Consider the following 12,765-nt stretch of genomic DNA (forward strand, 5'->3'; position numbering starts at 1 on the left):
GTGCGGGAGTTCATCGTCGAGGCCGACGGCGGGTCGCGGGGCAACCCCGGCCCGGCCGGGTACGGCTCCGTGGTCAAGGACGCGACGAGCGGGCAGACGCTGGCCGAGCGGGCCGAGTACATCGGCGTCGCCACCAACAACGTGGCCGAGTACCGGGGACTGCTGGCCGGCCTGCGCGCGGCGCACGAGCTGGACCCGTCAGCCTCGGTGCACGTCCGGATGGACTCCAAGCTCGTCATCGAGCAGATGTCGGGCCGCTGGAAGATCAAGCACCCCTCGATGAAGCCGCTCGCGGCGGAGGCGGCGGCCGTGTTCCCGCCCGGCCGGGTCACCTACGAGTGGATCCCGCGCGAGCGGAACAAGCACGCCGACCGCCTGGCCAACGAGGCGATGGACGCGGGCGGCCGCGGCGAGCGGTGGACACCGTCGGCGTCCCGCGCGGAACTGGACGCGGCCGCGACCCTCGAGCCGTCGGGCCCGCCCGGCGACGCGGCAGCGGGCGCGGCCCGCGCCCGTGCGGCACTGGCCGACGTCCGCGCGGCCCGCACGGTCGCCGCGACGACGACGCCGGGGACGCCTGCGCCGCCCGCGAGTGACGCGGCGACGCCGGCTGGCGCGGCGCCGACGGGAGAGACCGCGGGGGCGGACACCAGCGGTGTCGTCGACGGTGCCGCGTCGGCGGACACCAGTGGTGGTGTCGGCGGTGCCGCGTCGGTGAACATCAGTGGTGCCGGCACGGCCGGTCACAGCGCCCGGGAGGGCGCTGCCTCCGCTGCGGACGTTGCCGTCCCGGCGCCCGGCTCCGCCCCGGCGGCTGGCTCCGCCCCGGCGGTCGTTGCGGCCCCGGCGCCCGGCTCCGCACCGGCGCCCACCTCCGCCCCGGCGGGTGGTGCCGCCCCGGGGACGAGCCCCGCCCCGACCGCCGGGGCCACGGCGGCGCCCGCAGGCCGTGCTGGTGGTGCAGCGGCAGAGAGTTCTGCTCCGGGCTGGGGGTCCGCCCCCGATCTCGGGGCGCCCGCCACCTTCGTGCTGCTGCGGCACGGTGAGACGCCGTTGACGCCGCAGAAGCGTTTCTCGGGCAGCGGCGGTACCGATCCGGCCCTCTCCGAGGTCGGCCGGGAGCAGGCCGAACGGGTCGCCGCCGCGCTTGCCCGGCGTGGCACCATCCAGCACATCGTCGCCTCCCCGCTGGCCCGGACCCGCGAGACCGCCGGCATCGTCGCCGACCGCCTCGGCCTGGAGGTGACCGTCGAGGAGGGTCTGCGCGAGACGGACTTCGGCGCCTGGGAGGGGCTGACCTTCGCCGAGGTGCGGGAGCGCTACCCGGACGACCTGAACGCCTGGCTCGCCTCGCCGGACGTCGCGCCGACCGGCGGTGGCGAGAGCTTCGCCGACACCGCGGTCCGGGTCGCCGCCGCCCGCGACAAGCTGATCGCGGCGTACGCGGGCCGCACGGTCCTGCTCGTCACGCATGTCACCCCGATCAAGACCCTGCTCCGGCTCGCCCTCGGCGCACCCCCGCAGTCCCTGTTCCGCATGGAACTGTCCGCGGCGTCCCTGTCGGCGGTGGCCTACTACGCCGACGGCAACGCGAGCGTGCGTCTCTTCAACGACACGGGCCACCTGCGCTGACCGCCCCCGGCGCCGTGCTGCCGCGTGTGCCTCGGAGTGGGATCGGCGGCGGCGACCGGCCACCGCTCCCGGTGGCCCGGGCTCAGGGGCGTGCGCCGAGCGCGGCCGCCTCCCGCGCCAGCCGCTCGATCCGTGCCCAGTCGCCGGTGGCGACCGCATCCGCCGGTACCATCCAACTGCCGCCGACGCAGCCCACGTTGGGCAGGGACAGGTAGTCGGGGGCGGTCTTCGGCGTGATGCCGCCGGTGGGGCAGAAGCGGGCCTGCGGCAGCGGTCCGGCGAGCGACGTCAGATACCCCGTGCCGCCCGCTGCGTGCGCCGGGAAGAACTTCATCTCCCGCACCCCCCGCTCCAGCAGCGCCACCACCTCCGAGGCGGTCGACACCCCGGGCAGGAACGGCACCCCGGCCCGGGTCATGGCCGTCAGGAGGACCTCCGTCCACCCCGGGCTGACCAGGAACCGCGCCCCGGCCGCCACGCACCGGCTCACCTGCTCCGGGGTGATCACCGTGCCCGCGCCGGCCACTGCGCCGGGTACCTCCGCCGCGATCGCCCGCAGCCCCTCCAGGGCGGCGGGCGTGCGCAGGGTCACCTCGATCGCGGGCAGCCCCCCGGCGACCAGCGCCCGTGCGAGCGGCACGGCGTCCGCGGCGTCCTCCAGGACGACGACCGGCAGGACGGGGGCGAGGTCCAGCACGGAGGCAGGCACGGACATGGAGGCAGGTACAGGCGCGGAGGCAGGCTGAGGCTCGGGCATGGCCTCATCCTGCCCGCCCCGGTGCACCCTGCGCAAAGGCCGTTGCAGACAATGCAACGCCCGGTGGTCACGGCGTCAGTGGACCTCGTCCACCAGCACGTCCAGCGCCCACGCCCGGCCCGCCTTCGCGGGCGCCTCCGCCTCCACGACGTACCCGAGGTCCCGCAGCGCCTCCACCAGCCGCGCCGGGTCCTCGGGCGCCGTTCCGGCCGCCAGCAGGCTGCGCACGATCCGCCCCTTCGTCGCCTTGTTGAAGTGGCTGACCACCTTCCGGGTCGGCGCGTGCAGCACCCGCACCGTCGCCGTGCGGCCCGCGACCTCACCCTTCGGCTTCCACGCCGTCGCGTACGCCGCCGACCGCAGGTCCAGTACCAGTCCGTCCCCGGCCGCCTCCGGCAGCACGGACGCCATAGGGGTGCGCCAGTACGCGCCCAGCGCCCCCAGCCCGGGCAGCTTCACGCCCATCGAGCAGCGGTAGGAGGGGATCGCGTCCGTCACCCGTACGGCACCCCACAACCCCGAGAACACCAGCAGCGAGCGCGCCGCCCGCTCCCGCGCCGCCGCGTCCAGCGAGGCCAGGCCCAGGGCGTCGTACAACACCCCCGTGTACACCTCGCCCGCGGGCCGCGCACCGGCCTCGTACAGCGCGGCGTTCTTCGCGACCTCCCCGCGCAGGCCCTCGCTCAGCCCGAGCACCTCGCGCGCCTTCTCCTCGTCGGCGGCGCACAGCTCGACCAGCTCCTCCAGCACGGTCCGCCGGGCGGCCGTGAGCCCCGGCAGGGACAGCGACTCCAGCGACAGCGGGGCGCCGGGGCCGGACGGCGCCTTGCCCTCGGAGGGCGGGAGAAGGACGAGCACGGGATTTCTCCTTAACAAGGGGGACCGCCACAGCGTACGGCGTGCCACCCGGCCGCCCGCGCCCTACGGTTGCGGTATGCCCCGCTGCCCCGTGCACGTGACCGGCGCCCCTAAGGCCCCGATGCGCAGCGCCCTCGACGCCCTGCGCACCCGGCTCGCCGTCCCCGGTCCCTTCCCGCCGGAGGTGCTCGCCGAGGCCGACCGGGTCGCCCGGGACCCGGCGCTGCCGGTGCACGACGCCACCGACGTCCCGCTGTTCACCATCGACCCGCCCGGCTCCCTCGACCTGGACCAGGCCCTGCACCTGTCCCGGCAGGGCGCCGGCTACCGCGTGCGGTACGCCATCGCCGACGTGGCCGCCTTCGTCGTACCGGGCGGGCCGCTGGACCGGGAGGCGAGGCAGCGGGTGCTGACCCTGTACTTCCCCGACGGCCGCGTCCCGCTGCACCCGCCCGTGCTCAGCGAGGGCGCCGCGAGCCTGCTGCCGGGGCAGACCCGGCCCGCCGTGCTGTGGACGATCGACCTCGACGCCGACGGCCGGACCCGGAGCGTCGACGTCCGACGCGCCCTGGTGCGCAGCCGGGCCCGGCTGGACTACGCGCGTGTGCAGCAGCAGATCGACGCCGGCACCGCGGAGGAACCTCTCGCGCTGCTGAAGACCGTCGGGCAGCTGCTGGAGGCGCGGGAGGCGATGCGCGGCGGCGTCTCGCTGCGCGTGCCCGAGCAGGAGATCGTCCCGCGCGACCACACCTACGAACTCGCCTACCGCGCCCCGCTCGCCACCGACGGCTGGAACGCCCAGATCTCCCTGCTCACCGGCATGGCCGCGGCCCAGCTGATGCTGGCGCACGGCACGGGCATCCTGCGCACCCTGCCGCCGACCCCGGTCGGCGCCGTCGACCGGCTGCGCCGCACCGCGTTCGCACTGCACATCGACTGGCCGCACCACGTGTCGTACGCGCAGCTCGTCCGTTCCCTCGACCCGCACCGGCCGCGCCACGCGGCGTTCCTCCAGGCGTGCGCCACGGTGATGGGGCACGCCGAGTACACGGTCTTCCACGACGGACACCTCCCGGAGCTCACCACACACGCCGCCGTCGCCGCGCCGTACACCCACTGCACGGCTCCCTTGCGCCGCCTCGTCGACCGCTGGGCCTCCGAGATCGCGCTCGCGGCCTGCGCAGGGCAGGAGCCGCCCGAGTGGGCGCGCGCCGGGCTGGACGCGGTGCACGACCGGATGGCCGAGGGCGGCCGGCTCGCGAGCAAGGTCGACCGGGCCTGCATCGACCTGGTCGAGGCGGTGGTGCTGCAGGACCAGGTGGGGGAGGTCTTCCAGGGGTGCGTGGTGGAGCTGGACGACCACCGGGGAACCGTCCAGGTGGAGTCGCCGGCGGTCATCGGGGAGATCCGCGGCGCCGGCCCCGACTCCCTCGGGGAGCGGCTGCCGGTGCGGCTCACGCAGGCCGATCCGCAAGCGGCGAAGGTGAGCTTCGAACCGGCGTGAGCGCGCGCACCAGGCCGTCGGCGTCGTCCGCGTGCAGCCGTACGACACTCACCTCGCGCCGCCGGCCCAGCAGCGTGACGTGGGTGACCGGGTGGGACAGCTCCAGGGTGAGAGAGGTCTGCCCGCCGACGGCGACATCCAGCTCGCCGGGGGCACGCGCCGGGGAGGTGCGCAGCTCACGCCGTACCGCGCGGATGCCGTGCGCCGGGATGCGCAGGTCCACGTGCGTGCCGTGCCGCACGCGGAGGGTGGAGCCGTCGAGCACATGGGGGCGGACCACGGACGCGGCGTGCAGGGCGACCACGAAGACGACCGAGTAGACGTCCAGCACCAGGACGATCGCGTGCGCGGTCGGCCAGTCGCGCAGCAGCACGGACAGGGTGAACGTCTCGACGGCACAGACGAACGCGAGCCCGGCGGTCATGGCGCCCTGCCCGCGGGCGTACCCGAAGGTGTGCGTGGCGTCGCGGGTGCCGTGACGCCGCCGGGCGATCCACAGCACGAGACTCACCATCAGCCGCGCCTCGTGCCGGGCCAGCGACCAGGCGGTCCTCATCGCCCCTCCCCGGCGATCATCCGCAGCGCCCGCCGGAACGCCTCGGCCTGCGCGGGGGAGAAGTCGGCGCACACCGCGCGCAGAAAGGCGTCGCCCTCGGGGACGCCGCCCTCGGGCAGCACACCGGCGGGGACGGCGTCCGCCAGCGCCCGCGCGGCCTCCTCCACCCGCGGATCGTCCGGCGCGGCGTCCGCGAGCAGATCGAGCAGGGCGTACGCGTGCTCGGCCCGTCGTACGGCCTCCGGGCCCGCGAGGGCCTCGGCGAGTACGGCGGTGATCTGCTCCCGTGCCCCGGGCGGCGCGGCCGTGTCCAGCAGGGCGAGGATCTCGCGGTCCTTGGCCGCCATCGGCGACGCCGAGCCGGGCACCCGGGCGAGCAGCGCCGCGAGCCCCGGGGACACGGGGCCCTCGGCGGGCAGCGTCTCCGCCTCCAGCAGTTCCCGCAGCCGCCGCCGGCGCTCCCGGATCGCCCCCTCCTGCCGGGCCAGGTCGTCGTCCAGCTCGGTGAGCACCTCGACGAGGTCCTTCCCGGCGTCGTCGGCGAGCACGTCCCGCACCTCCGCGAGCCCGAGCCCCAGCTCGGTCAGCCGCCGGATCCGGGCGAGCACGACGGCGTGCCGCAGGGTGTAGTCCCGGTAACCGTTGCCGAGCCGCTCGGGCTCGGGCAGCAGCCCGAGGTGGTGGTAGTGCCGCACGGCCCGGGTGGTGACCCCCACGACCGCGGCGAGTTCTCCGATCCGCATGCCCTCAGTGAAGACGTTGACGTCGCGGCAGGGTCAAGCCGCCAAGGACTTTCTCCGAGCCGCTTGGCGTTGCACCCTCTGGTCGGACCAGGGGGTGCACGGCATGGGTGACGGGCGTGAAGAGGCGCGGTGGACCAGGGCGCGGCTGGGGCGCTGCGGGCCGCCGCTCGATCTGCTGACCGCCTCCTTCGACCGGCACGTCTACGCCCCGCACGCGCACGCCGAGTACACCGTCGGCGTCACCGTCGGCGGCCTGGAAGTCATCGCCTACCGGGGCGGCCGGATCCACTCCGGTCCCGGCTCCCTCGTCGTGCTGGAACCGGGCGAGATGCACACCGGCGGCCCCGCCGCGCCCGAGGGCTACGCCTACCGCGCCCTGTACGCGGCGCCCGCACTGCTGGGCGACGGCCTGCTCGGCGAGAGCCTCCCGCACTTTCGCGAACCGGTCCTGCACGATCCCGAACTGGCCGCCGCGCTGCGCCTGACCCACACCGAACTCGCCGCCTGCCCCGACCCCCTGGAGGCCGAGTCCCGACTGCCGTGGCTGCTCACGGCCCTGGCCCGGCGCCACTCCACGGCCCGCGCGGCGAGCGACACCGTGCCCGGCGCCGACCGCGTCGCCGCCGTCGTCCGCGACCGCCTGGCCGGCGAACTGCTCGCCCCGCCCTCCCTCGCCGACCTCGCCACCGAGCTGGGCCTGTCCCGCTACCAGCTGCTGCGCGCCTTCCGTACGGCGACGGGGATACCGCCGTACGCCTGGCTGGCCCAGCACCGCGTGACCCGGGCCCGTGGCCTGCTGGAGGCGGGTCTGCGTCCGGCGGAGGTGGCGGGCCTGGTGGGCTTCGCCGACCAGGCGCACCTGACCCGTTGGTTCCGCCGGGTGCTCGGGGTGACCCCGGCGGCGTACCGCAACAGCGTTCAAGACGCGCGGTGAGGTCCTGGCCGAAACTCTTCGCATGACTGCACGCGGCTGGTTCCTCTTCTCCCTCATGGGAGTGGTCTGGGGCATCCCCTATCTCATGATCAAGGTGGCGGTGGACGCGGTGTCCCCTGCCACGGTGGTGTTCGTGCGCTGCGCGCTCGGCGCGGCCCTCCTGCTCCCCTTCGCCCTGCGGCAGCCGGGCCTGGCCCGTACCGTGCGCACCCACTGGCGCCCGCTGCTGGCCTTCGCGTGCATCGAGATCATCGGCCCCTGGTACACCCTCACCGACGCAGAACGGCACCTGTCCAGCTCCACGGCGGGCCTGCTGATCGCGGGCGTCCCGGTCGTCGGCGTGGCCCTGGCCCGGTTCTTCGGCGACACCGAACGCCTCGGCGTACGGCGCCTGAGCGGCCTCGCCCTCGGTCTCGGCGGCGTCGGCGTCCTCACCGCCCCGCACCTGACCGGCGGCGACGCCCGCTCCCTCGCGGAGGTGCTGCTGACGGTGGTGGGGTACGCCACGGCCCCGCTGATCGCCGCCCGCCACCTCAAGGACGTCCCGTCGCTGCACCTGACGGCGCCCTGCCTGGCGCTGGCGGCGCTGGTGTACGCGCCCGCTGCGGCGGTGACCTGGCCCTCGCAGGTGCCCGCGCCCTCGGTGCTGGCGGCGCTGGCCGGGCTGGGCGTGATCTGCACGGCCGTGGCGTTCGTCGCTTTCCTGGAGCTGATCAAGGAGGCGGGGCCGACCCGGGCGACGGTGATCACGTACGTCAACCCGGCGGTCGCGGTGGCGGCCGGCGCGGTGTTCCTGGGCGAGCGGCTGACCCCCACCATCGCGGTGTCCTTCGCCCTCATCCTCGCGGGCTCGGTCCTCGCGACGGCCGCGGGTCCGCGCAGGACGACCCGCCCGGTACCATGGTCCACACGGCAGACGAGCCGGGCGGACGGCCGCGTGGAGTCCCCTTGACGGGGGCTTCCCGAGGAACGTCCGGGCTCCACAGGGCAGGGTGGTGGCTAACGGCCACCCGGGGTGACCCGCGGGACAGTGCCACAGAAAACAGACCGCCGGGGGCTTCGGCCCTCGGTAAGGGTGAAACGGTGGTGTAAGAGACCACCAGTGCCCAGGGTGACCTGGGCAGCTAGGTAAACCCCACCCGGAGCAAGGTCAAAAGGGAGCGCTCCTTCGCAAGGAGGGGTGTTCCTGCGCGGACGTTCGAGGGCTGCCCGCCCGAGTCCGCGGGTAGACCGCACGAGACCGGCGGCAACGCCGGCCCTAGATGGATGGCCGTCGCCCCGGCGTCCGCGAGGACACCGGGGAACAGAACCCGGCGTACAGCCCGACTCGTCTGCCCCAGCTTTGCCGGACAGGGCCTCCGACCAGCGTCGGAGGCCCTGTCCGGCTTTTCGCGGGCTCACCCGCTTCTCGTGGCTCACCCATTTCCGGGGGCCACCGCGTTTTCGGCGGCCACCGCGTTTTCGGGGGCCACCGCGCCGCCGCACGCGCCGGGTGCGCCCCCGCCACCGCACGCGCGGGGGTCGCCGCCCCGGCCTGACGGCGGCCCCGTCCCACGTCGCCCCGTCCACCCCGCCCCGGCGGCTCGGCGTCCCGGCCACCCGGAGTTCTTCTCGCGTAGACGCCGTGTCGGCCCAACCTTTCGACAGGCGACGCCTGTTGACGGTCGGTCACCTGTTCGCCCGATGATACGATCACCGCACTTGCGGAGCGGGCGCGTCCACTCTCCTGGACGGGATCATCAGCCGGCCGTCAGTCGCCTGAAGAGAGTCTTATGACGGAATACACAGCGAACCCGGTGCTCTGGGCGCTTCTCGTCCTTCTCATCGCCGCCGTCGCCCTCGTCGTCCGCCAGCGCAGGGCGGCCCGAGCGCTCCGGCAGGAGATCGACGGACTCACCAGCCACTACTCCGAGCTGGAGAACCACTACACCCAGTCCGTCCAGGCCGCCCAGGAGGAGGCCGAGGAGGCGACCAAGACCGTACTGAAGTCCGCGATGCGGACCCTGCAGGGCCTCGCCGCCGAGCAGCAGCTCGTCGTCTCCCGGCTCCAGGAGAAGTACGGCGACTCGGCCATCCTCCAGGACCTGCTGGAGATCGACCACACCAACTCGCAGTTCGGCCGGCGCGCCCAGTCCATCGCCGTGCTCTGCGACGGCTGGCTCGGCCGCCACCGCGACGTGGCGTCCGTCTACGACGTGGTGCGCAGCGCCCAGGGCCGCATCCGCCACTTCCGGCGCGTGGAGATCCTCTCCCAGGTCGACTTCGGCATCACCAGCCGGGCCGTCGAGCCGGTCGCGCTGGCCCTGGCCGAACTGCTCGACAACGCCACCAGCTACTCCAGCCCCGACACCGTCGTCGAGATCAACATCCGCACCGTGCCCAAGGGCATCTGCATCGTCGTCGACGACGCCGGTGTCGGCATGAACGACGAAGAGCGGGCCCGCGCCGAGGGGCTGCTGTCCAGTCGCCGCGTCAAGGGCGTGTCCTCGCTCGGCAACCCCCCGCAGTTCGGCTTCGCCGTCATCGGCGTGCTCTGTGAACGCTTCGGCTTCGAGGTGTCCGTGGACTCCTCGTCCCCGTACGGAGGGGTGCGCGCGGTCGTCCTGCTGCCCCACGAACTGCTCACCGCCATGCCCGAGCAGAAGGCGCCGGCCCACTCCATGCCCACGCACGCGATACCCCACGCGACCGGGCCCGAGCCCGCGCTGACCGCGTCCGCCACCGCCGACGGCCTGCCCCGCAGGCGCCGCAAGCGGCCGATGGCGATCGTGCCGGGCAGTGCACCCGACGCCCGCACCTTTGGCCGCTCCGGCGCCGAGACGGCGGCGATCATGGGCGCGTTCCAGCGGGGCACGCAGTCCGGCCGGGCCGCGCGCGACGAGGCGGGCCCTACGAGCAGCACACGTGGTGCAAGCAGCGAAGGACATGAGGTCTCGTGAACGACGATCTGTCATGGATGCTCGACAGCGCCCTGGAGATTCCCGGGGCTCTGCACGCGGTCCTGATCTCGGCCGACGGTCTGTTGATGGCCCGGACGAAGGACTTCGACAAGGACGACGCCGACCGGGTGGCCGCCGCGATGAGCGGAGTGCAGTCCCTCAGCCGTTCGCTCGGCTTCTTCTGTGAGGACCCCCGGCACGCCTGGCGGCAGACCCTGGTGGAGTTCGACGGCGGCTGGGTCTTCCTGATCTCCGCCGGCGAGGGCGCCTACCTGGGCGTCTCCGCCTCCCCGGACGTCGACATGCAGGACATCACCTTCCGCATGCAGCAGCTCGTCGGCCAGCTCGGCAAGGCGCTCGCCGCGCCGCCGCGCGAAGACCTCGGGATGCGCTCATGAGCGGGTACGAGGACTGGGAGCCCGAGGCCGCGCCGTTAGTGCGTCCCTACGTCATCACCAAGGGACGCGGACTGCCCGACGACGAGCAGCTGTCCTTGATCACCCTCGTCACGGCGGCCCCCGAGGAGGGACAGCGGCCCACCCGGCTGTCGCCCGAGGAACAGCGGCTGCTGGACATCTGTTCCGCCGGTTACCTCTCGGTCGCCGAGATCGCGGGGCACACCCGGCTGCCGCTCGGCGTGGTGCGGATCCTCCTCGCCTCGCTGGCGGAGGGCGGCTACCTCGTCACCCGCCCGCCCGTGGCCCGCGCCCCCCTCGCCGACCGGGAGATCCTCGAGGAGGTACTGAATGGTCTCCGCGCCAAGTTCGGCTGAGCCCGCCCGGCTCGGTGAGCAGGCGTACGTCCGCGGCGGCGCCGACCAGACCGCCGTGAAGATCCTCGTCGTCGGTCACTTCGCCGTGGGCAAGACCACCTTCATCGGCTCGATCTCCGAGATCGAGCCGCTGTCCACCGAGGAGACCATGACCCGGGCGGGGGAGGGGATCGACGACCTCAAGGGTGTCCAGGGCAAGACCACCACCACGGTCGCCATGGACTTCGGTCGCCTCACCATCAGCGACCGCGTCGTGCTGTACCTGTTCGGCACCCCCGGCCAGCAGCGTTTCGTGCAGATGTGGGAGGACATGGCCCGCGGCGCACTCGGCGCGCTGGTGCTCGTCGACCCCGAACGGCTCGCGGACTCCTTCCCGGTGATCGACCTGATCGAGACCTACGGCCTCGACTACGCCATCGCCGTCAACCACTTCGACGGCTCCCCGCTGCGGGACGAGGCCGCGCTGCGCGACGCGCTCGACCTGCTCGAGGACACGCCTGTCGTCACCTGCGACGCGCGCGACGAGAAGTCGTCGGCGGCGGCGCTGACCACCCTCGTCCGCCACCTGCTGGCGCACGCGCACTGAACACGTCCCCCGGCCCTCGACGCGCGCCGCCGGCACACCCCCTAGGAACTGACATGGACGCTCACACCCCCGCCCCGGTGCCCCCGCCCGGGTGCCCGGCCCACGGCTCCGGTGCCCGGGTGCCGCTGTACGGGCCGGAGTTCGCGGCAGACCCGCAGGCGTACTACTCCTATCTGCGCCACTACGGGCCGGCCGCGCCCGTCGAGCTCGCCCCCGGTGTCGAGGCCACGCTCGTCACCGACTACACGGCCGCGCTCCAACTCCTCCAGGACTCCGGCACCTTCCGCAAGGATGCGCGCCGCTGGCGGGCCTTCCAGGAAGGCAAGGTGCCCGCCGACAGCCCGGTCGCGCCGCTGCTGTCCTACCGGCCCAACTGCATGTTCGCCGACGGCGCCGAGCACCTGCGGCTGCGCCAGGCGGTCACCGACTCCCTCGCCCGCGTCGACGTGCGGCGGCTGAGCCGGAGCACCGAGCGGATCTCCACGTACCTGATCGACCAGTTCGCCGCGCGCGGCTCGGTCGACCTGCTCGGCGACTACGCCAAGCAGCTGCCGCTGTTCGTCTTCAACGAGCTCTTCGGTTGCCCCGCCGACATCGGCGACCGGGTGCTGTTCGGCATCTCCGGCATGTTCGACGGCGTCAACGCCGAGAAGGCCGTCGAGGTCCTCTTCCAGGCCGTCGGCGAGCTCGTCGCGCTCAAGCGGAGCAAGCCGGGCGACGACGTCACCTCCTGGCTGATGCAGCATCAGGCGGAGCTGTCCGACGAGGAGATGGTGCATCATCTCGCCCTCCTGCTGGGCGCCGGCGCCGAGCCGCTGCGCAACCTGATCGGCAACACCCTGCACCGGCTGCTCACCGACGACCGGTACGCCGACGAGGGCGGTCTGATCGACGAGGCCCTCGACGACACGCTGTGGGACAACCCGCCCATGGCGAACTACGCGCCGCACTACCCGGCCGCTGACGTGGACTTCGCCGGCCACCGGCTGGAGGCGGGCGAGCTGGTCCTGGTCAGCTTCGCCGCCGCCAACTCCGGTCCGGCACTGGCCGCGACCCGGCAGACCGGCAGCAACCGGGCCCACCTCGCCTGGAGCGCCGGCCCGCACGCGTGCCCGTCCAAGGAGCCGGCCCGGCAGATCACCGTCACGGCTGTGGAGAACCTGCTCAACCGGCTGCCCGACATCGAGCTCGCCATCCCCGAGGACAGCCTCACCTGGCGCTCCGGCCCCTTCCACCGCGCCCTGGCCGCCCTGCCGGCCCGGTTCACTCCGGTGCGCACCCCGCCCCGCGGTGTGCCGCCGCAGACCACCGCCCCCGCGGCGACGGCCCCCTCGGCGCCGAGCGCCCGCAAGCCCGAACGCACCGGTCTGTGGAGCCAGTTCCTCAACTGGCTCAGGTGATTCACCCGACACTCAGCACCTTCGCAGCGTCGCATGACGACTCGGCCTCACGGGTAGTGAGGAACGCGGTATTCCGAGTTACTG

At 73.9% G+C, this 12,765-nt stretch carries 12 protein-coding genes, 1 other RNA gene and 1 pseudogene; 10 read left to right on the forward strand and 4 right to left on the reverse strand.

Annotated features, from left to right (window positions below; translation table 11 throughout):
• Nucleotides 1-1,632 carry a bifunctional RNase H/acid phosphatase gene (locus tag ACZ67Q_RS20685; RefSeq protein WP_471184026.1) on the forward strand — a complete coding sequence of 544 codons (1,632 nt, stop codon included), beginning with the start codon at nucleotides 1-3 and terminating at the stop codon, nucleotides 1,630-1,632.
• A gap of 82 nt (nucleotides 1,633-1,714) precedes the next feature.
• On the opposite strand, the gene ACZ67Q_RS20690 is transcribed toward ACZ67Q_RS20685, so the two are convergent.
• Both ACZ67Q_RS20690 and yaaA read right to left on the reverse strand, forming a co-directional pair.
• A complete protein-coding gene (locus ACZ67Q_RS20690) occupies nucleotides 1,715-2,347 on the reverse strand; it encodes a bifunctional 4-hydroxy-2-oxoglutarate aldolase/2-dehydro-3-deoxy-phosphogluconate aldolase (protein ID WP_471184029.1) in 633 nt (210 codons plus the stop codon).
• Between the two features lie 117 nt (nucleotides 2,348-2,464).
• Nucleotides 2,465-3,247, reverse strand: coding sequence for a peroxide stress protein YaaA (yaaA, locus tag ACZ67Q_RS20695; protein ID WP_471184032.1), 783 nt, complete (start codon nucleotides 3,245-3,247; stop codon nucleotides 2,465-2,467).
• 76 nt (nucleotides 3,248-3,323) lie between these two features.
• Here yaaA and ACZ67Q_RS20700 point away from each other — a divergent pair, with 76 nt between their 5' ends.
• Nucleotides 3,324-4,751, forward strand: coding sequence for an RNB domain-containing ribonuclease (locus tag ACZ67Q_RS20700; protein ID WP_471184034.1), 1,428 nt, complete (start codon nucleotides 3,324-3,326; stop codon nucleotides 4,749-4,751).
• Here the strand turns inward: ACZ67Q_RS20700 and ACZ67Q_RS20705 are convergent.
• Nucleotides 4,702-5,307 carry a hypothetical protein gene (locus tag ACZ67Q_RS20705; protein WP_471184036.1) on the reverse strand — a complete coding sequence of 202 codons (606 nt, stop codon included), beginning with the start codon at nucleotides 5,305-5,307 and terminating at the stop codon, nucleotides 4,702-4,704. The two genes, ACZ67Q_RS20700 and ACZ67Q_RS20705, sit on opposite strands and share 50 nt — an antisense overlap.
• The gene (locus ACZ67Q_RS20710; RefSeq protein ID WP_471184038.1) at nucleotides 5,304-6,050 is read right to left on the reverse strand and encodes a MerR family transcriptional regulator; all 747 of its coding nucleotides are present in this window, start codon (nucleotides 6,048-6,050) and stop codon (nucleotides 5,304-5,306) included. The genes ACZ67Q_RS20705 and ACZ67Q_RS20710 overlap by 4 nt, the downstream gene beginning before the upstream one ends.
• Nucleotides 6,051-6,153: 103 nt before the next feature.
• On the opposite strand from ACZ67Q_RS20710, the gene ACZ67Q_RS20715 reads away from it, so the two are divergent.
• The 8 genes and pseudogenes from ACZ67Q_RS20715 to ACZ67Q_RS20750 all read left to right on the forward strand — a co-directional run bounded on the left by ACZ67Q_RS20715 (nucleotide 6,154) and on the right by ACZ67Q_RS20750 (nucleotide 12,681).
• Nucleotides 6,154-6,984, forward strand: a complete 831-nt coding sequence (locus tag ACZ67Q_RS20715; RefSeq protein ID WP_471184040.1) for an AraC family transcriptional regulator — start codon at nucleotides 6,154-6,156, stop codon at nucleotides 6,982-6,984.
• A gap of 22 nt (nucleotides 6,985-7,006) precedes the next feature.
• Nucleotides 7,007-7,834 (forward strand): annotated as a pseudogene (locus ACZ67Q_RS20720) (DMT family transporter); the annotation flags it as partial.
• Between the two features lie 67 nt (nucleotides 7,835-7,901).
• Nucleotides 7,902-8,318, forward strand: an RNA gene (gene rnpB, locus ACZ67Q_RS20725) — RNase P RNA component class A.
• A gap of 438 nt (nucleotides 8,319-8,756) precedes the next feature.
• The gene (locus tag ACZ67Q_RS20730) at nucleotides 8,757-9,923 is read left to right on the forward strand and encodes an ATP-binding protein (RefSeq protein WP_471184043.1); all 1,167 of its coding nucleotides are present in this window, start codon (nucleotides 8,757-8,759) and stop codon (nucleotides 9,921-9,923) included.
• A complete protein-coding gene (locus ACZ67Q_RS20735; protein ID WP_471184045.1) occupies nucleotides 9,920-10,321 on the forward strand; it encodes a roadblock/LC7 domain-containing protein in 402 nt (133 codons plus the stop codon). The genes ACZ67Q_RS20730 and ACZ67Q_RS20735 overlap by 4 nt, the downstream gene beginning before the upstream one ends.
• On the forward strand, nucleotides 10,318-10,695 hold the full coding sequence (locus ACZ67Q_RS20740) for a DUF742 domain-containing protein (protein ID WP_471184048.1): 378 nt from the start codon (nucleotides 10,318-10,320) through the stop codon (nucleotides 10,693-10,695). The genes ACZ67Q_RS20735 and ACZ67Q_RS20740 overlap by 4 nt, the downstream gene beginning before the upstream one ends.
• The gene (locus ACZ67Q_RS20745; RefSeq protein ID WP_471184050.1) at nucleotides 10,670-11,281 is read left to right on the forward strand and encodes a GTP-binding protein; all 612 of its coding nucleotides are present in this window, start codon (nucleotides 10,670-10,672) and stop codon (nucleotides 11,279-11,281) included. Before ACZ67Q_RS20740 ends, ACZ67Q_RS20745 begins: the two co-directional genes overlap by 26 nt.
• A 53-nt stretch (nucleotides 11,282-11,334) precedes the next feature.
• On the forward strand, nucleotides 11,335-12,681 hold the full coding sequence (locus ACZ67Q_RS20750) for a cytochrome P450 (RefSeq protein ID WP_471184053.1): 1,347 nt from the start codon (nucleotides 11,335-11,337) through the stop codon (nucleotides 12,679-12,681).
• Nucleotides 12,682-12,765: the final 84 nt, after the last annotated feature.

It is taken from the genome of Streptomyces sp. NPDC036813, assembly GCF_055609245.1.